The sequence below is a fragment of the Bacillus sp. SKDU12 genome, from assembly GCF_010093085.1.
GTDB lineage: Bacteria > Bacillota > Bacilli > Bacillales > Bacillaceae > Bacillus > Bacillus mexicanus.
On the sequence record NZ_MSRC01000015.1, the window covers coordinates 16,346 to 34,298 of the forward strand.

Annotated in this window: 20 protein-coding genes; all 20 read left to right on the forward strand. The window is 42.7% G+C overall.

Going from position 1 to position 17,953, the window contains the following annotated elements; genetic code table 11:
• Positions 1-22 precede the first annotated feature (22 nt).
• Positions 23-895 (forward strand): sporulation-specific protease PrtG, encoded by an 873-nt coding sequence (prtG, locus tag BTW01_RS12500; protein WP_162103296.1) that lies wholly within the window; start codon positions 23-25, stop codon positions 893-895.
• Positions 896-1,106: 211 nt separating this feature from the next.
• Complete coding sequence (gene veg, locus BTW01_RS12505) at positions 1,107-1,367, forward strand: biofilm formation stimulator Veg (RefSeq protein WP_007615173.1); 261 nt, start codon at positions 1,107-1,109, stop codon at positions 1,365-1,367.
• A 158-nt stretch (positions 1,368-1,525) separates the two neighbouring features.
• The gene (locus BTW01_RS12510; protein WP_162103297.1) at positions 1,526-1,711 is read left to right on the forward strand and encodes a small, acid-soluble spore protein, alpha/beta type; all 186 of its coding nucleotides are present in this window, start codon (positions 1,526-1,528) and stop codon (positions 1,709-1,711) included.
• Positions 1,712-1,853: 142 nt separating this feature from the next.
• A complete protein-coding gene (gene ispE, locus BTW01_RS12515; protein ID WP_162103298.1) occupies positions 1,854-2,723 on the forward strand; it encodes a 4-(cytidine 5'-diphospho)-2-C-methyl-D-erythritol kinase in 870 nt (289 codons plus the stop codon).
• Between the two features lie 55 nt (positions 2,724-2,778).
• Positions 2,779-3,636 carry a pur operon repressor gene (purR, locus tag BTW01_RS12520; protein WP_162103299.1) on the forward strand — a complete coding sequence of 286 codons (858 nt, stop codon included), beginning with the start codon at positions 2,779-2,781 and terminating at the stop codon, positions 3,634-3,636.
• A complete protein-coding gene (gene ridA / locus BTW01_RS12525; RefSeq protein ID WP_003226738.1) occupies positions 3,633-4,010 on the forward strand; it encodes a 2-iminobutanoate/2-iminopropanoate deaminase in 378 nt (125 codons plus the stop codon). The genes purR and ridA overlap by 4 nt, the downstream gene beginning before the upstream one ends.
• Positions 4,011-4,205: 195 nt before the next feature.
• Positions 4,206-4,499, forward strand: coding sequence for a septation regulator SpoVG (gene spoVG, locus BTW01_RS12530; RefSeq protein ID WP_003218346.1), 294 nt, complete (start codon positions 4,206-4,208; stop codon positions 4,497-4,499).
• Between the two features lie 192 nt (positions 4,500-4,691).
• The gene (gene glmU, locus BTW01_RS12535) at positions 4,692-6,062 is read left to right on the forward strand and encodes a bifunctional UDP-N-acetylglucosamine diphosphorylase/glucosamine-1-phosphate N-acetyltransferase GlmU (RefSeq protein ID WP_162103300.1); all 1,371 of its coding nucleotides are present in this window, start codon (positions 4,692-4,694) and stop codon (positions 6,060-6,062) included.
• A 22-nt stretch (positions 6,063-6,084) separates the two neighbouring features.
• Complete coding sequence (locus BTW01_RS12540) at positions 6,085-7,038, forward strand: ribose-phosphate diphosphokinase (RefSeq protein ID WP_162103301.1); 954 nt, start codon at positions 6,085-6,087, stop codon at positions 7,036-7,038.
• Positions 7,039-7,121: 83 nt separating this feature from the next.
• Entirely contained in the window at positions 7,122-7,724 is a 603-nt protein-coding gene (locus BTW01_RS12545) for a 50S ribosomal protein L25/general stress protein Ctc (protein WP_162103302.1), read from the forward strand.
• Positions 7,725-7,846: 122 nt separating this feature from the next.
• Positions 7,847-8,413 (forward strand): aminoacyl-tRNA hydrolase, encoded by a 567-nt coding sequence (pth, locus tag BTW01_RS12550; RefSeq protein WP_162103303.1) that lies wholly within the window; start codon positions 7,847-7,849, stop codon positions 8,411-8,413.
• 58 nt (positions 8,414-8,471) lie between these two features.
• A complete protein-coding gene (gene fin, locus BTW01_RS12555) occupies positions 8,472-8,702 on the forward strand; it encodes an anti-sigma-F factor Fin (protein WP_162103304.1) in 231 nt (76 codons plus the stop codon).
• 70 nt (positions 8,703-8,772) lie between these two features.
• Complete coding sequence (gene mfd, locus BTW01_RS12560; protein WP_162103305.1) at positions 8,773-12,306, forward strand: transcription-repair coupling factor; 3,534 nt, start codon at positions 8,773-8,775, stop codon at positions 12,304-12,306.
• A gap of 135 nt (positions 12,307-12,441) precedes the next feature.
• Positions 12,442-12,978, forward strand: a complete 537-nt coding sequence (gene spoVT, locus BTW01_RS12565) for a stage V sporulation protein T (protein WP_162103306.1) — start codon at positions 12,442-12,444, stop codon at positions 12,976-12,978.
• 181 nt (positions 12,979-13,159) lie between these two features.
• Positions 13,160-14,758, forward strand: a complete 1,599-nt coding sequence (locus BTW01_RS12570) for a putative polysaccharide biosynthesis protein (protein WP_162103307.1) — start codon at positions 13,160-13,162, stop codon at positions 14,756-14,758.
• Complete coding sequence (gene mazG / locus BTW01_RS12575) at positions 14,748-16,223, forward strand: nucleoside triphosphate pyrophosphohydrolase (protein ID WP_162103308.1); 1,476 nt, start codon at positions 14,748-14,750, stop codon at positions 16,221-16,223. Before BTW01_RS12570 ends, mazG begins: the two co-directional genes overlap by 11 nt.
• On the forward strand, positions 16,220-16,480 hold the full coding sequence (locus BTW01_RS12580) for an RNA-binding S4 domain-containing protein (protein ID WP_003218370.1): 261 nt from the start codon (positions 16,220-16,222) through the stop codon (positions 16,478-16,480). The genes mazG and BTW01_RS12580 overlap by 4 nt, the downstream gene beginning before the upstream one ends.
• A 78-nt stretch (positions 16,481-16,558) precedes the next feature.
• Positions 16,559-16,861: a sporulation protein YabP gene (gene yabP, locus BTW01_RS12585; protein ID WP_162103309.1), complete on the forward strand. Its 303-nt coding sequence runs from the start codon at positions 16,559-16,561 to the stop codon at positions 16,859-16,861.
• Complete coding sequence (gene yabQ, locus BTW01_RS12590) at positions 16,858-17,493, forward strand: spore cortex biosynthesis protein YabQ (protein ID WP_162103310.1); 636 nt, start codon at positions 16,858-16,860, stop codon at positions 17,491-17,493. The genes yabP and yabQ overlap by 4 nt, the downstream gene beginning before the upstream one ends.
• Positions 17,494-17,510: 17 nt before the next feature.
• A complete protein-coding gene (gene divIC / locus BTW01_RS12595; protein ID WP_162103311.1) occupies positions 17,511-17,888 on the forward strand; it encodes a cell division protein DivIC in 378 nt (125 codons plus the stop codon).
• Positions 17,889-17,953: the final 65 nt, after the last annotated feature.

The window sequence follows — 17,953 nt, forward strand, 5'->3', positions numbered from 1 at the left end:
GTCTATGTGTGGAGTGAGGAACGTGCAATTTCAAATAGGGGATATGGTAGCCAGGAAATCCTATCAAATGGATGTTTTGTTTCGCATTATAGGAATAGAGCAAACAAGCAAAGGAAATACAATCGCTATTTTGCATGGTGATGCAGTCAGGCTGATTGCTGATTCGGATTTTTCTGATCTGGTAGCAGTGAAAAAAGATGAGCAGATGATGAGAAAAAAGAAAGATGAGAGCAGAATGAACGAATCGCTTGAACTGCTTCGCCAGGATTATAAATTGCTCAGAGAAAAGCAGGAATACTATGCGACTAGCCAATATCAGCATGAGGAGCATTATTTTCATATGCCAGGCAAGGTGCTTCATCTGGATGGTGATGAAGCATATCTCAAAAAATGCCTGAATGTCTATAAAAAAATCGGAGTGCCTGTCTACGGGATTCATTGCCATGAAAAGAAAATGTCTGCTTCAATCGAAGAATTGCTCGACAAATATCGACCCGATATTCTAGTGATAACGGGGCATGATGCATATTCGAAGCAAAAGGGAAACGTTGATGATTTGAACGCGTACAGACATTCAAAGCACTTTGTAGAAACAGTTCAAAATGCTCGAAAAAAAACCCCTCACTTAGATCAGCTTGTTATTTTTGCAGGGGCCTGCCAATCTCATTTTGAATCACTCATAAGAGCAGGAGCAAATTTCGCGAGCTCACCATCAAGAGTCAATATTCATGCGCTTGATCCGGTATATATCGTAGCGAAAATCAGCTTCACGCCGTTTATGGAACGAATCAATGTGTGGGAAGTGCTCCGTAATACGCTGACAAGAGAGAAAGGGCTTGGCGGTATTGAAACAAGAGGGGTGCTGAGAATTGGAATGCCTTATAAGTCTAATTAACGGCTGAAAACCTGCATAGAAGACCTATGCAGGTTTTTTATTTTTGCATAATGATACATAATTTACCGAAACATGAAGAAAATAATTGAGGAATCGTAGAATTTTGTCAAAATAATTTTGTTGACAACGTCTGATTAACGTTGATATAATTTAAATTTTATTTGACAAAAATGGGCTCGTGTTGTACAATAAATGTAGTGAGGTGGATGCAATGGCGAAGACGTTGTCCGATATTAAAAGATCGCTTGATGGGAATTTAGGTAAAAGGCTGACGTTAAAAGCAAACGGTGGCCGCCGAAAAACGATTGAGCGTTCGGGCATTTTAGCTGAGACGTACCCTTCTGTTTTTGTGATACAACTAGATCAAGACGAGAACTCGTTTGAAAGAGTTTCATACAGTTATGCTGATATTTTGACTGAGACTGTTGAACTGACATTTAATGATGACACCGCAAGCTCAGTAGCGTTTTAACGGGCAGTGAACCTTTTGTTTACTGCTTTTTGTTTTGCCTTTTTTTGGTTTCCAGTAATTTTAACGAAAGTTCCATCTGATTTAACAAAAGATAAAACGGTCACATCTTATCGTGACGTGCACGAATGGCTATCACTTCTAAAAAGGGGTTGTTTCGTTTGGGCAGACGTCGTGGAGTTATGTCAGATGAGTTTAAATATGAGCTCGCTAAAGACCTTGGTTTTTATGACACGGTCAAATATGGCGGCTGGGGTGAAATTCGGGCCCGCGATGCCGGTAACATGGTGAAGCGCGCCATTGAAATCGCCGAACAGCAGATAGCTCAGAATCAGAATAACCGATAATGTGACCCGGGGGACATGCCGTTCCCCGGTTTTTGTGTTGGATATAAATACATAATGGGCTGCAATATGGATATGTTCATCCTGTACTTCAAATGTGATACAATGTTCATACTTATGTTTAGATGGAGAAGTAGGTGAAGCTATGCGTATTTTAGAAAAAGCGCCAGCAAAGATCAATCTGTCACTTGACGTCACCCGAAAACGCCCAGATGGCTATCATGAAGTCGAAATGATCATGACGACGATTGATTTAGCGGATCGGATTGAGCTGACGGAACTGGCAAAGGATGAAGTGAGGGTTTCCTCCCACAATCGTTTTGTGCCTGATGACCAAAGAAACTTAGCTTATCAGGCGGCTAAGCTGATCAAAGACAGATACAATGTGAAAAAGGGAGTTTCCATCATGATTACGAAGGTGATTCCGGTGGCTGCCGGTCTCGCTGGCGGAAGCAGTGATGCGGCGGCGACTCTTAGAGGGCTGAACAGACTGTGGAATTTAAATCTTTCTGCAGAAACGCTTGCTGAGCTTGGAGCAGAAATTGGCTCTGACGTTTCATTTTGTGTCTATGGCGGAACTGCATTAGCAACAGGACGCGGCGAGAAAATTAAACATATTAGCACGCCTCCGCATTGCTGGGTCATTTTAGCAAAACCGACAATCGGCGTTTCAACTGCTGAAGTGTATAGACAGCTGAAGGTGAATGATGTAGAGCATCCTGACGTTCATGGCATGATTGAAGCTATAGAGGAAAAGAGTTTTCAAAAGATGTGCAGCCGCTTAGGCAATGTGCTTGAATCTGTAACGCTTGATATGCATCCTGAAGTCGCAATGATCAAAAACCAGATGAAACGCTTTGGCGCAGATGCCGTGTTAATGAGCGGGAGCGGCCCGACCGTGTTTGGATTGGTTCAATATGAGTCGAAGGTGCAGAGAATTTATAACGGGTTGAGAGGCTTCTGTGATCAGGTTTATGCAGTGAGAATGATCGGCGAACAGAACATCCTTGATTAAATCCGTATGTTAAGTTATATTGATCTTAAAATATTCGGATTTTGGGGGTAAGTTCATGAAGTTTCGTCGCAGCGGCAGATTGGTGGACTTAACAAATTACTTGTTAACCCATCCGCACGAGTTGATACCGCTAACCTTTTTTTCTGAGCGGTATGAATCTGCAAAATCATCGATCAGTGAAGATTTAACAATTATTAAACAAACCTTTGAGCAGCAGGGGATCGGCACTTTGTTAACTGTTCCCGGAGCTGCCGGAGGCGTCAAATATATTCCGAAAATGAAGCAGGCTGAAGCTGAAGAGTTTGTGCAGACACTTGGACAGTCGTTGGCAAATCCGGAGCGTATCCTCCCGGGCGGTTATGTATACTTAACGGATATCATAGGAAAGCCATCTGTACTCTCCAAGGTAGGGAAGCTGTTTGCTTCTGTGTTTGCAGAGCGCGAAATTGATGTTGTCATGACCGTTGCTACGAAAGGAATTCCTTTGGCGTACGCAGCTGCGAGCTATCTGGATGTGCCTGTCGTCATCGTTCGAAAAGATAACAAGGTAACAGAAGGCTCTACAGTCAGTATTAATTACGTCTCAGGCTCCTCAAACCGCATCCAAACGATGTCACTTGCGAAAAGAAGCATGAAAACGGGTTCAAATGTACTCATTATTGATGATTTTATGAAAGCGGGCGGCACAATTAATGGTATGATTAACCTGTTGGATGAGTTTAACGCAAATGTGGCAGGAATCGGCGTCTTGGTTGAAGCCGAAGGAGTAGATGAACGTCTTGTTGATGAATATATGTCACTGCTTACTCTTTCAACCATCAACATGAAAGAGAAGTCCATTGAAATTCAGAACGGCAATTTTCTGCGTTTTTTTAAAGACGATCTTTTAAAGAATGGAGAGATGGAATCATGACAAAAGCGGTTCACACAAAACATGCGCCAGCGGCAATTGGGCCTTATTCACAAGGGATTATCGTAAACAATATGTTTTACAGCTCAGGCCAAATTCCTTTGACTCCTTCAGGCGAAATGGTGAATGGTGATATCAAGGAGCAGACTCATCAAGTATTCAGTAACTTAAAAGCGGTGCTGGAAGAAGCGGGCGCTTCTTTTGAAACAGTTGTAAAAGCAACTGTATTTATTGCGGATATGGAGCAGTTTGCGGAAGTGAATGAAGTGTACGGACAATATTTCGACACTCATAAACCAGCGAGATCTTGTGTGGAAGTCGCGAGACTCCCGAAGGATGCGCTAGTCGAGATCGAAGTAATTGCATTAGTAAAATAATAAGAAAAAGTGATTCTGGGAGAAATCGGAATCACTTTTTTATTTACCTTATGCCTGAAACAAAAGCATTATGACCTAATTGTGTAACTATATCCTATTTTTTCAAAAAATATTTTGAAAACGAGCAGGATTCCAGAGAAAATCGTGGAATTGATACACTAATGCTTTTATATAGGGAAAAGGTGGTGAACTACTGTGGAAGTTACTGACGTAAGATTACGCCGCGTGAATACCGATGGTCGCATGAGAGCGATTGCATCCATCACGCTGGATCACGAATTTGTTGTTCATGATATTCGTGTGATTGATGGAAACAATGGTCTTTTCGTTGCGATGCCGAGTAAGCGCACCCCTGATGGAGAGTTCCGCGATATTGCTCATCCGATTAATTCAAGCACACGAGGAAAGATTCAAGATGCCGTGTTAAATGAGTATCATCGTTTGGGTGACACTGAAGCATTAGAATTTGAAGAAGCTGGGGCTTCTTAAAAAATAACCAAAGAGCAAGGACTGCTGGAAGGGCTGACACAAGCCTTTTGCCGGCAGTCCTTTTTTAATTCTGATTTTTCAAACTTAATTGTACTCAATAGAAAATTCTTGCACTTGATCAAGTCTCCTTGAAATCAGAAGATATTTAGGATATATTTTTCTATGGATAAAAGGGATATTGGAGGCCAATAAATGGATAAGCGGTTTGCAGTTGTTTTAGCAGCTGGACAAGGAACGAGAATGAAATCAAAGCTTTATAAAGTCCTTCATCCAGTTTGCGGTAAGCCTATGGTAGAGCACGTCGTAGACGAAGCCTTAAAGTTAACTTTATCAAAGCTTGTCACGATTGTCGGACATGGTGCGGAAGAAGTGAAAAAGCAACTTGGTGATAAAAGTGAGTACGCGCTTCAAGCTGAACAGCTTGGCACTGCTCATGCTGTAAAACAAGCACAGCCATTTCTTGCTGACGAAAAAGGTGTCACAATCGTCATTTGCGGAGATACGCCGCTTTTAACAGCAGAGACAATGGAACAGATGCTGAAAGAACATACACAGAGAGAAGCGAAAGCTACGATTTTAACTGCGGTTGCAGAAGATCCAACCGGATACGGCCGTATTATTCGCGGCGGTAACGGAGCGGTTCAAAAAATCGTTGAGCATAAGGACGCCTCGGAAGAAGAACGTCTTGTAACTGAAATTAATACCGGCACGTATTGTTTTGACAACGAAGCGCTGTTCCGGGCTATTGATCAGGTGTCCAATGATAATGTGCAGGGCGAGTATTATTTGCCGGATGTCATAGAAATACTTAAAAACGAAGGCGAAACTGTTGCCGCTTACCAGACTGGTAATTTCCAAGAAACGCTCGGAGTTAATGATAGAGTTGCTCTTTCTCAGGCAGAACGATTTATGAAGGAGCGTATTAATAAACGGCATATGCAAAATGGCGTAACGCTGATTGATCCGATGAACACATATATATCTCCTGACGCTGTTATCGGAAGCGATACTGTGATTTATCCTGGAACTGTGTTGAAAGGTGAGGTGCAAATCGGAGAAGATACGATTATCGGCCCTCATACAGAGATTATGAATAGTTCCATTGGCAGCCGTACGGTTATTAAACAATCGGTAGTCAATCACAGTGAAGTGGGGAATGATGTAAACATAGGACCTTTTGCTCACATCAGACCTGATTCTGTCATCGGGAATGAAGTGAAGATCGGAAATTTTGTTGAAATCAAAAAGACTCAATTCGGAGACCGAAGCAAGGCTTCTCATTTAAGCTATGTCGGTGATGCTGAGGTAGGTACAGATGTAAACCTGGGCTGCGGTTCAATAACTGTCAATTATGATGGAAAGAATAAATATTTGACGAAAATTGAAGACGGTGCGTTTATCGGCTGCAATTCCAACTTGGTTGCGCCTGTCACAGTCGGAGAAGGCGCTTATGTAGCTGCAGGTTCAACTGTTACAGAAGATGTACCTGGAAAAGCGCTTGCTATTGCCAGAGCGAGACAAGTAAATAAAGACGATTATGTGAAAAACATTCATAAAAAATAATCCTAAATTCGGAGGTTTATCCATGTCTAATCAATACGGAGATAAGAATTTAAAGATTTTTTCTTTGAATTCGAATCCAGAGCTTGCAAAAGAAATCGCAGATATAGTTGGAGTTCAATTAGGGAAATGTTCAGTCACAAGGTTTAGTGACGGGGAAGTCCAAATTAATATCGAAGAAAGTATTCGCGGATGTGACTGTTATATCATCCAGTCTACAAGTGATCCTGTTAACGAGCATATTATGGAGCTGCTGATTATGGTAGATGCGTTAAAACGCGCTTCTGCAAAAACGATTAACATTGTGATTCCTTATTACGGTTATGCGCGGCAAGACAGAAAAGCAAGATCCCGTGAGCCGATTACAGCAAAGCTCTTCGCTAACCTGCTTGAAACAGCCGGTGCAACTCGTGTGATTGCGCTTGATCTGCATGCGCCTCAAATTCAAGGATTCTTTGATATACCGATTGACCATTTAATGGGTGTTCCGATTTTAGGAGAATATTTTGAAGGCAAAAACCTTGAAGATATCGTCATTGTTTCGCCAGACCACGGCGGTGTAACACGCGCCCGCAAATTGGCTGACCGACTAAAAGCACCGATTGCCATTATCGACAAACGCCGTCCGCGTCCAAACGTGGCGGAAGTCATGAATATTGTAGGTAATATTGAAGGGAAGACCGCTATCCTTATCGATGACATTATCGATACTGCAGGCACCATTACTCTTGCTGCTAATGCGCTAGTTGAAAATGGAGCGAAAGAAGTATATGCATGCTGTACACATCCTGTGCTTTCAGGACCAGCAGTTGATCGTATTAATAATTCTAAAATTAAAGAGCTTGTTGTGACAAACAGCATCAAGCTTCCTGAAGAAAAGAAAATTGATCGGTTCAAGCAGCTTTCTGTCGGACCGCTTTTGGCTGAAGCGATTATTCGCGTTCATGAGCAGCAATCAGTCAGCTATTTGTTCAGCTAAATCGATTTTTGAGGTTTAAATCCTTATCGTTATGGGTATTGTTTGTAATAGGACGATAAAACGATAATAGGATGGTGCTGAATATGGCAACTTTAACGGCAAAAGAAAGAACGGACTTTACTCGTTCGTCTCTTCGGAATATCCGTACTTCAGGACATGTTCCAGGTATCATTTATGGGAAAGACACGGAAAATAAACCTGTATCATTAGACAGTGTGGAGCTGATCAAAACGCTGAGAGACGAAGGGAAAAATACAGTCCTCACGCTTGATATTGGCGGGGAGCAGCATTCTGTCATGGTAACGGACCTGCAAACGGATCCGCTGAAAAATGAAATCACTCATGCTGACTTTCAAGTAGTCAATATGAGCGAAGACATTGAAGCGGAAGTTCCGATTCATCTGACCGGAGAAGCCATAGGAGTGAAAAACGGAGGCGTATTGCAGCAGCCGCTGTATGAACTTACTGTAAAGGCTAAGCCAAAAGCCATTCCGCAAACGATTGAGGCAGATATATCAAACCTTGATGTAAATGAAGTGCTGACGATTGCGGATTTGCCTGCTGGCGGTGACTACTCCTTTAATCATGAGTCAGATGAGGTCGTAGCTTCTATCCTTCCTCCGCAGCAGCAGAAAGAAGCTGAGGTGGATGAAGAAGAATCTGCCGATGCTCAGCCTGAAGGTTAAAACAAAGAACGATAATAGCTTAAGACGTAACCCTCCCGCGGTTACGTCTTTTGTGCTAGAATGAGAAGAATTATAGCCCGCATACGCAGGCGGGAGTTATTGTAACTAAGGGAGGATTCGCCATGCTTGTGATCGCCGGTCTCGGAAACCCGGGGAAGAACTATGAAAATACACGGCATAATGTCGGGTTTATGGTGATAGATCAGCTTGCAAAGGAATGGAATATTGAGCTGAACCAAAATAAATTTAACGGATTATACGGAACCGGATTTGTTTCCGGCAAAAAGGTTCTACTAGTTAAACCGCTTACATATATGAATTTATCAGGAGAATGTTTGCGGCCTTTAATGGACTATTATGATATCGATAACGAAGATTTAACCGTCATTTACGACGATCTTGATCTTCCGACTGGAAAGATCCGTTTAAGAACGAAAGGAAGCGCTGGAGGGCATAATGGCATCAAATCGCTGATTCAGCATCTTGGAACATCCGAGTTTGACCGCATCCGCATCGGAATCGGCCGGCCTGTAAACGGCATGAAGGTCGTTGATTATGTACTGGGTTCATTCACCAAGGAGGAAGCGCCAGACATTAGCGGAGCGATCGATAAATCTGTGAAAGCTTGTGAAGCTTCTCTGAGCAAGCCGTTTTTAGAAGTCATGAACGAATTTAACGCGAAGGTATAAAATGAATCAACAAAGTCCATACTACACCAAAAGACTTTTTCATCAGGAGGTCCCTTGTATGGCTTTACATTATTATTGTCGTCATTGCGGAGTGAAAGTAGGCAGTCTCGAATCTTCTGCGGTATCGACTGGTTCACTTGGATTTCAGCACTTAACAAACGAGGAAAGAAACGATATGATTTCTTATAAAGAAAATGGAGATGTCCATGTTTCGACGATATGTGAAGATTGCCAAGAGGCGCTTGACCGAAATCCGCATTACCACGAACATCACACATTTATTCAATAAAAAGCTTTGGTGTAGAGACTAGACCAAAGCGTTTTTCTGTTCTTACAGGAAACAGAGAGGAGGGGGCCGTATGGACAACATTCAAACCTTTATAAAAGAAAGTGATGACTTTAAATCCATCATCAATGGTTTACACGAGGGACTGAAGGAACAGCTGCTTGCGGGTCTGTCGGGTTCTGCACGTTCTGTTTTTACTTCTGCCCTGGCTAATGAAACGAATAAGCCAATCTTTCTCATCACCCATAACTTATATCAAGCCCAAAAAGTAACGGATGACCTGACTTCACTTCTTGAGGATCGGTCTGTCCTTTTGTACCCCGTCAATGAACTCATTTCATCAGAAATCGCAGTCGCAAGCCCGGAGTTGAGGGCGCAGCGATTAGATGTCATTAATAGATTAACGAATGGAGAAGCACCAATTGTTGTTGCTCCAGTAGCGGCAATCAGAAGAATGCTGCCGCCCGTAGCGATCTGGAAAAACAGCCAAATGTCCATTCAAGTAGGCCATGACATCGAACCTGACCAGCTTGCATCACGGCTGGTAGAGGTAGGCTATGAGCGGACTGATATGGTTTCATCACCCGGGGAATTCAGCATTCGCGGAGGAATCATTGACGTTTATCCGCTGACTTCAGAGCATCCGGTGAGAATTGAGCTTTTTGATACTGAAGTGGATTCAATCCGCAGCTTTAACTCAGATGATCAGCGGTCAATTGAGACACTTACATCGATTAATATCGGTCCTGCAAAAGAATTAATTATCAGACCTGAAGAAAAAGCGCGGGCGATGGAGAAAATCGACAAAGGTCTTGCCGCAAGCCTGAAGAAATTAAAGGCTGATAAGCAAAAAGAAATTCTGCATGCGAATATTTCTCACGATAAAGAACGCTTGTCTGAAGGTCAAACAGATCAGGAGCTGGTGAAGTACCTCTCCTATTTCTATGAAAAACCTGCTAGTTTACTAGATTATACACCTGAGGATACACTTCTGATTTTGGACGAAGTGAGCCGAATTCATGAGATGGAAGAACAGCTTCAAAAAGAAGAAGCGGAGTTCATAACAAACCTTCTTGAGGAAGGGAAGATTTTGCATGACATCAGTTTGTCATTCAGCTTCCAAAAAATAGTGGTTGAACAAAAACGTCCTCTGCTGTACTATTCTTTATTTTTGCGGCATGTACACCATACGAGCCCGCAAAATATCGTTAATGTATCAAGCAGACAAATGCAAAGTTTCCATGGCCAAATGAATGTACTTGCAGGTGAAATAGAGCGTTTTAAAAAATCCAACTTCACCGTTGTATTCTTAGGAGCAAATAAGGAACGCACGCAGAGACTGTCTTCAGTTCTGGCTGATTATGAAATTGAAGCCGCCATGACAGACAGCAAAAAAGCGCTTGTGCAAGGACAGGTCTACATCATGGAAGGTGAACTTCAATCGGGATTCGAGCTTCCGTTAATGAAGATCGCCGTTATTACGGAAGAAGAGTTGTTCAAAAATCGTGTGAAAAAGAAGCCTCGAAAACAGAAGCTTACGAATGCAGAGCGTATTAAGAGCTATTCCGAGCTTCAAATCGGTGATTATGTCGTTCATATTAATCACGGGATCGGGAAGTACTTAGGGATCGAAACTCTTGAAATCAATGGAATCCATAAAGACTATTTAAATATTCATTATCAGGGAAGCGACAAGCTGTACGTCCCTGTAGAACAAATTGATCAGGTGCAAAAATATGTCGGCTCCGAAGGAAAAGAGCCGAAGCTGTATAAATTAGGCGGAAGCGAATGGAAGCGGGTCAAGAAAAAAGTAGAAACATCCGTTCAGGATATTGCTGATGATTTGATTAAGCTGTATGCCGAAAGGGAAGCAAGCAAGGGCTATGCGTTTTCTCCTGACCATGAGATGCAGCGTGAATTCGAGTCGGCGTTCCCGTATCAAGAGACTGAGGATCAGCTCCGTTCCATTCACGAAATCAAAAAGGACATGGAAAGAGAACGACCGATGGACCGCTTACTGTGCGGAGATGTAGGCTATGGGAAAACAGAGGTTGCCATACGTGCCGCATTTAAGGCGATCGGTGACGGAAAGCAGGTAGCGCTGCTCGTACCGACAACTATTTTGGCACAGCAGCACTATGAAACCATTACCGAACGCTTTCAAGACTATCCGATTAATATCGGACTTCTTAGCAGATTCAGAACGAGAAAAGAAGCGAACGAAACGATCAAAGGGTTGAAAAACGGCACTGTTGATATCGTCATCGGAACGCACAGGCTGCTATCAAAAGATGTCGTATATAAAGACTTAGGACTTCTTATCATTGATGAAGAGCAGCGTTTTGGTGTCACTCATAAAGAAAAGATCAAGCAAATCAAAGCCAATGTTGATGTATTAACATTAACAGCAACACCTATTCCGCGTACGCTGCACATGTCCATGCTTGGCGTAAGGGATCTTTCAGTTATCGAGACTCCGCCGGAAAATCGCTTCCCCGTACAGACGTATGTGGTGGAATACAACGGCGCCCTTGTCAGGGAGGCGATTGAACGTGAGCTTGCACGCGGAGGACAGGTCTATTTCTTGTACAACCGGGTAGAGGATATCGAGAGAAAAGCGGATGAGATCTCAATGCTTGTCCCTGACGCGAAGGTAGCGTATGCGCACGGGAAAATGACAGAAAATGAATTAGAATCCGTCATGCTGAATTTCCTTGAAGGAGAATCAGACGTTCTCGTCAGTACAACCATTATTGAAACAGGCGTAGACATTCCGAACGTCAATACGCTGATTGTATTTGACGCCGACAAGATGGGTCTATCACAGCTTTACCAGCTTCGGGGGCGTGTCGGCCGTTCTAACCGTGTAGCGTATGCATACTTTTCGTATCGCCGGGATAAAGTGCTGACAGAAGTGGCTGAAAAAAGGCTGCAGGCTATTAAAGAGTTCACAGAGCTTGGTTCCGGGTTTAAAATCGCAATGCGCGACTTAACGATTCGCGGGGCTGGGAATCTTCTTGGCGCCCAGCAACACGGCTTCATCGATTCGGTCGGGTTTGACCTCTATTCACAAATGCTGAAGGAGGCCATTGAAGAGCGTAAAGGAGATACAGCGACGACAGTCCAGTTTGAAACAGAAATTGATGTCGAGCTTGATGCGTATATTCCTGAAACCTATATTCAAGACGGCAAACAGAAAATTGATATGTATAAACGCTTCAGGTCTGTGGCTACAATCGAAGAAAAGAATGAACTTCAAGACGAAATGATTGACCGATTTGGAAACTATCCAAAAGAAGTTGAGTACTTATTTATTGTTGCTGAAATGAAAGTTTATGCGAAACATGAGCGTGTTGAGCTGATTAAACAGGATAAAGATGCGGTCAGATTAACAATTTCTGAAGAAGCAAGTGCAGAAATTGACGGCCAAAAGCTATTTGAGCTTGGCAATAAATACGGCAGACAAATCGGACTGGGAATGGAAGGGAAAAAGCTCAAAATTTCCATACAGACGAAAGGCCGCAGTGCTGATGAATGGCTCGACACCGTGCTGGGCATGCTGAAGGGCTTAAAAGATGTGAAAAAGCAAACCATTTCATCAACCTAATTTTTGTTACTCTCTGGTGTATATTACATTTGATGTGACGGATACTAATTTCAAGCGAGGCGGAAGGTACATAAAGTAACTGCTTTAGGTCTTTCCTACATGTATATACCATCAAATGAAAGAGAGGCACCAGAGATGAAAGCAACCGGTATCGTACGTCGTATTGATGACTTAGGTCGGGTCGTAATTCCTAAAGAAATTCGCAGAACTCTTAGAATCAGGGAAGGCGATCCGCTTGAGATTTTTGTGGATCGTGACGGAGAAGTGATTTTGAAAAAGTACTCTCCGATCAGTGAGCTTGGAGACTTTGCAAAGGAGTATGCAGACGCGCTTTACGACAGTCTCGGTCATTCCGTTCTGATTTGTGATCGTGATGTATATATCGCCGTATCTGGCAGTTCGAAAAAAGACTACTTAAACAAGCCGATCAGCGAAATGCTTGAAAAAACAATGGATCAACGCAGCTCCGCGCTTGAGAGTGATGTGAAATCAGTACAGCTTGTGAATGGCATAGATGAGGACATGAATTCTTATACTGTAGGGCCGATTGTGGCGAATGGCGATCCGATAGGCGCTGTGGTGATTTTTTCTAAGGATCAGACAATGGGCGAAGTAGAGCATAAAGCCGTTGAGACAGCAGCTGGATTTTTGGCTCGTCAAATGGAACAATAGGTCTTATTTCTTTTATTGAAAATAGGTGCGAAAAAGAACAGCTCTCCTTGGGATGCTGTTCTTTTTTCATGCATGCCCAAAAAGGAATCCAAGGGCTGGGATGTGGTATAATAACCTCGTTTTTATTTGTGCCGCGGTAATACGAACTGTATTGCCTCTAGCGTTCGGAAGGAGCTCTTGGATGGATGATTCAATAGGCGTTAAACGGCATTGGGCTTGGCAGGGGGCTTTTGTTTTAATCCTGGCAGGCATCATCTCTAAAATATTAAGCGCCGTTTACAGGGTCCCGTTTCAAAACATTGTTGGCGATGTTGGATTTTATATATATCAGCAGGTGTATCCCTTTCTAGGTATTGCCGTCATGCTGTCCACATCGGGATTTCCGGTCATTATTTCAAAACTGATGAATGATTATAGTGAAAAAAGCCATCATACCATATTAAAAATATCAGCGTTGTTCTTATCTTTGATCGGTGTTTTTTTATTTCTTTCTTTATACGTGGGTGCTGCTCCAATCGCACTTTTTATGGGGGATTCTCACCTCTCTGTGTTAATTCAAGTGACTGCGTTTGCATTTCTGCTGTTCCCGTTTATCGCGTTGCTTAGAGGCGGTTTTCAAGGGCGGCAAAATATGCTCCCGTCAGCCTTATCACAGATGACAGAGCAGCTTCTGCGTGTTGCAGTCCTCTTGGGCTTATCGCTTTGGCTCGTCAAAAAGGGAGCCTCACTTTATACTGCAGGTGCTGCAGCCGCTTCTGGGTCTCTTGCCGGGGGCTTCGCTGCGTTGATGATACTCGGGTTTTTTTGGTTCAAAGTGAAAAGAGGCAATCAAACAGACTGGAAAAATGAAAATGTCATTACAATAAAAGAATTGATGAAAAAACTGCTTCTCTATTCGGTTACCATTTGTGTAAGCAGTTTGCTGCTTTTGTTTATGCAGCTTGTTGATGCTTTGAATTTATATGCTTTGCTTTCAGACGGTGAGGCAAGCGAAGAAGCGAAACGCCTAAAGGGGATTTATGATCGAGGACAGCCCTTGCTGCAGCTCGGTTCAGTTTTCGCGGTAAGCATTGCGACGTCACTCGTTCCGTATATTTCTAAGGCCGTAAAAAATAATGAGCTGAAGATCATGAAAGAAAAAGTCACATCTTCTTTAAAACTATGCCTTGTATTAGGGGCGGGGGCGTCGACTGGGTTGATTTGCATTCTTGAGCCGGTCAATATCATGCTGTTCCAAAATGGCGAAGGGACAGCTGCTTTACAAGTATTCAGCTGCTCCATTTTGTTTGTATCCTTGGCAGTTACAGCAGCTGCAGTTTTGCAGGGCGCGGGATACACCATTTTTCCTGCGATAGCGGTAGGCGCCGGTGTTGTGATGAAATGGGTGTTAAATACTCTTTTGGTTCCGCGCTATGGAATTGAAGGTGCATCGCTTGCAACAGCTGCTTCTTTTGCGGCTGTCGCCGGGCTTAACTTTTATCGGCTTTGGAAAAAGAATTGGCTCGATAAGCTGAGTGTCATTTTGGCTCCAATTATTGGATCTTCTCTTTTAATGTCAGCTGTCTTGTTTGCGTATATGCGTCTCTGGACTTTCTTGTTTCCTGAAACAGGAAGAGGAGCGGCTGCGATTGAAAGTCTTTCCGCAGTCGCCATTGGCGGTGCTGTGTTTATTTATTGTGTGATAAAATTGGAGATATTTACAGACGAGGAGCTGGACAGTGTGCCATTTGGCAGCAAATTAAGCAAAATCATGAGAAGGGGAGAAAAAAATGGCGGGTAATATTACAGTCGTGGGACTTGGTGCCGGAGACATGGACCAGTTGACAATCGGTATACACAAGCTGCTGACAAAAGCAGATATGTTGTACGTCAGAACAAAGGATCATCCTTTAATTCAAGAGCTTGAGAAAGAGACGAAGGCTATCCGTTTCTTTGACGATATATATGAAAAGCATGACCAGTTTGACGCCGTATATGAAGAAATTGCTGAGATTCTCTTTGAAGAGGCGCAGCATGAGGACGTGGTTTATGCTGTGCCGGGACACCCTTTTGTCGCGGAAAAAACAGTACAGCTGCTGACGGAGCGGCAGAAAGAGAAAAACATTCACGTAAAAGTTGTGGGAGGCCAAAGCTTTCTTGATGCCACATTTAATGCCTTGCAAATCGATCCGATAGAAGGTTTTCAATTTGTGGATGCCGGCACTTTGACCGTGGATGAGCTTGAGCTCAGACATCATCTGATCATTTGTCAGGTTTACGACCAAATGACCGCCTCTGAAGTCAAGCTGACGTTGATGGAGAAGCTGCCTGATGAGTATGAAGTTGTGATTGTAACTGCGGCCGGAAGCCGTGACGAGGACATCCGGACAGTGCCTTTATTTGAGCTGGACCGCAATGTCGCCTTGAATAACTTAACAAGTGTGTATATTCCGCCGATTAAAGAAGAGAAGCTGCTTTATCACGAATTTTCCGCGTTCCGAAGCATCATTAGAGAGCTTCGCGGGCCTAATGGATGTCCGTGGGATAAAAAGCAGACACATCAATCATTAAAACAATACATGATTGAAGAATGTTACGAACTTCTCGAAGCAATTGACGAAGAAGACACAGATCATGTGATCGAAGAGCTTGGTGACGTTTTGCTTCAGGTCTTGCTTCACGCGCAAATCGGTGAAGATGAAGGTTATTTCACAATCGATGATGTCATAAAAGGAATCAGTGAAAAAATGGTCCGAAGACATCCCCATGTGTTTAAAGATGTTAAGGTTCAGGATGAAAACGATGTTTTGACGAATTGGGAAGATATAAAAAAGACCGAAAAAAACACATCCGAAGCATCCTTGTTAGACAGCGTGCCGAAAACCCTCCCAGCTCTTTCAAAAGCTGCTAAACTGCAGAAAAAAGCCGCAAAGGTTGGTTTTGATTGGGAAGACGTCAGCGATATTTGGGAAAAGGTAAGCGAGGAAATGAAGGAGTTTTCATCTGAGATTTCTGAAGATCCTCATGGACACAATCTCAAGGCTGAGTTTGGCGACATTTTGTTCGCATTGGTTAATGTGGCCCGCTTCTATAAAATAGAACCTGAGGAAGCGCTGACCATGACCAATGACAAATTCCGGAGGCGCTTCTCATACATTGAGGAAACAGCGAAGGAAAAGGGAATCGAGCTGGCTGATATGTCTCTTGAGGACATGGACAACCTGTGGAATGAAGCAAAAGAAACTGAGAGGAGATCATCAATATGAGATTAGATAAATTTTTGAAAGTATCACGGCTGATTAAGAGACGTACACTAGCAAAAGAAGTAGCTGATCAGGGACGCATCGCTATTAACGGTAACCAGGCAAAAGCAAGCTCTGACGTAAAACCGGGTGATGAATTAACGGTCCGTTTCGGCCAAAAGCTTGTAACGGTTCAAGTAAATGAGTTGAAAGACACGACAAAAAAAGAAGAAGCAGCAAATATGTATACAATCCTAAAAGAAGAGAAACTCGGCGAATAGGCTTGTTCTAAAAAAATCCCCCGCCTCATACAATGCAGTAATAATGCTAAAAGTATCGAGGATATGGGGGCTGAATAGATGAATTCAAACTATGATCAAAAAGGTTCTTCGTCTGTTCCGGAACAGCATGATGTGACAATGAAAGGCCGGAAGCATTTAGATATTTCTGGAGTGAAGCATGTGGAGAGCTTTGATAATGAAGAATTCCTGCTCGAAACGGTGATGGGAATGCTCTCAGTCAGAGGCCAAAATCTTCAGATGAAAAATCTAGATGTAGAAAAAGGGCATGTTTCTATTAAAGGCAGGGTATTTGATTTAGTGTACTTAGACGAACAACAAGGGGATAAAGCTAAAGGGTTTTTTAGCAAGTTGTTTAAATGACGCTGACGACACAATTCTATACAATGCTGGCGATGTCCGGTATGGGCCTCTGGCTTGGGGCATCGCTGGATACATACCGGCTCTTTGTCATTCGTGCCAAGACAGCCAGATGGCTATTATTCATTCATGATATTCTTTTCTGGATTGTGCAGGGGCTGCTTTTCTTTTATGTCTTGCTTCATGTAAATGAGGGAGAATTTAGGCTGTATATCTTTTTGGCAGTTCTGCTGGGCGTTGCGACGTATCAGAGTCTTTGCAAACGAATCTATATAAAAATACTTAAATTCGTCATTTACCTTGCTGTTTCTGTTTATCAATTCTTTAAAAAACTCATTCAGCACGTGTTATTTCGTCCTATTGTGTGGACATGCGGAGTGATCATGTGGCTGACGTTATTTGTATTAAAGAAAACAAACCGCCTAATCGTTTTTCTCCTGTTGTGTCTATATAAAATAGCCAAGATTCTGTGTTTTCCAATTCTGTTTATCGTAAAACAGTGTCTGAAACTTCTTCCTGTGAGATTGCGTCTAATATTCAGACGTTATTTTGAAAAAGGTGCAGGATTTCTCAAAAAGAAGAAGAAAGTATTGGTAACCATAAGAACGACCATTACACGTTTTTTGAAGAGATGAAAGGAGGACCGTCTAGTTTGAATTTTTCCAGAGAACGAACGATAACTGAAATACAAAACGACTATAAAGAACAAGTAGAGCGGCAGAATCAGCTGAAGAAAAGAAGACGAAAAGGGCTGTACAGACGGTTGACCGTATTCGGCGCTCTAGTATTCCTGACGGCAATTGTGCTCGCAAGCTCTGTATGGTCCCAAACATCTTCCCTTAGCGCAAAAGAAGAAAAGAAAGAAAAGCTTGAAAAAGAGCTGAAAAATGTAAAGACAAAACAAATAGATTTAAAAGAAGAAATATCCAAATTGAAAGATGAAGATTACGTCACAGAGCTTGCCAGAAGAGACTTATTCATGTCTGGAGATGGGGAAATTATCTTCAATGTGGAGAAGAAGAGCAAGTAGCCTTGTTGACACTTAAATTTTTATTTAGGTATAATTAAGCAAACGATCTTTTTATAAGCCTAAGG

Excerpts from the sequence above, each read along its gene's own strand:
- veg (WP_007615173.1), top strand. The coding sequence starts at position 1,107 with ATGGCGAAGACGTTGTCCGATATTAAAAGATCGCTTGATGGGAATTTA.
- ispE (WP_162103298.1), top strand. The coding sequence starts at position 1,854 with ATGCGTATTTTAGAAAAAGCGCCAGCAAAGATCAATCTGTCACTTGAC.
- purR (WP_162103299.1), top strand. The coding sequence starts at position 2,779 with ATGAAGTTTCGTCGCAGCGGCAGATTGGTGGACTTAACAAATTACTTG.
- ridA (WP_003226738.1), top strand. The coding sequence starts at position 3,633 with ATGACAAAAGCGGTTCACACAAAACATGCGCCAGCGGCAATTGGGCCT.
- glmU (WP_162103300.1), top strand. The coding sequence starts at position 4,692 with ATGGATAAGCGGTTTGCAGTTGTTTTAGCAGCTGGACAAGGAACGAGA.
- BTW01_RS12540 (WP_162103301.1), top strand. The coding sequence starts at position 6,085 with ATGTCTAATCAATACGGAGATAAGAATTTAAAGATTTTTTCTTTGAAT.
- BTW01_RS12545 (WP_162103302.1), top strand. The coding sequence starts at position 7,122 with ATGGCAACTTTAACGGCAAAAGAAAGAACGGACTTTACTCGTTCGTCT.
- pth (WP_162103303.1), top strand. The coding sequence starts at position 7,847 with ATGCTTGTGATCGCCGGTCTCGGAAACCCGGGGAAGAACTATGAAAAT.
- fin (WP_162103304.1), top strand. The coding sequence starts at position 8,472 with ATGGCTTTACATTATTATTGTCGTCATTGCGGAGTGAAAGTAGGCAGT.
- mfd (WP_162103305.1), top strand. The coding sequence starts at position 8,773 with ATGGACAACATTCAAACCTTTATAAAAGAAAGTGATGACTTTAAATCC.
- spoVT (WP_162103306.1), top strand. The coding sequence starts at position 12,442 with ATGAAAGCAACCGGTATCGTACGTCGTATTGATGACTTAGGTCGGGTC.
- BTW01_RS12570 (WP_162103307.1), top strand. The coding sequence starts at position 13,160 with ATGGATGATTCAATAGGCGTTAAACGGCATTGGGCTTGGCAGGGGGCT.
- mazG (WP_162103308.1), top strand. The coding sequence starts at position 14,748 with ATGGCGGGTAATATTACAGTCGTGGGACTTGGTGCCGGAGACATGGAC.
- BTW01_RS12580 (WP_003218370.1), top strand. The coding sequence starts at position 16,220 with ATGAGATTAGATAAATTTTTGAAAGTATCACGGCTGATTAAGAGACGT.
- yabP (WP_162103309.1), top strand. The coding sequence starts at position 16,559 with ATGAATTCAAACTATGATCAAAAAGGTTCTTCGTCTGTTCCGGAACAG.
- yabQ (WP_162103310.1), top strand. The coding sequence starts at position 16,858 with ATGACGCTGACGACACAATTCTATACAATGCTGGCGATGTCCGGTATG.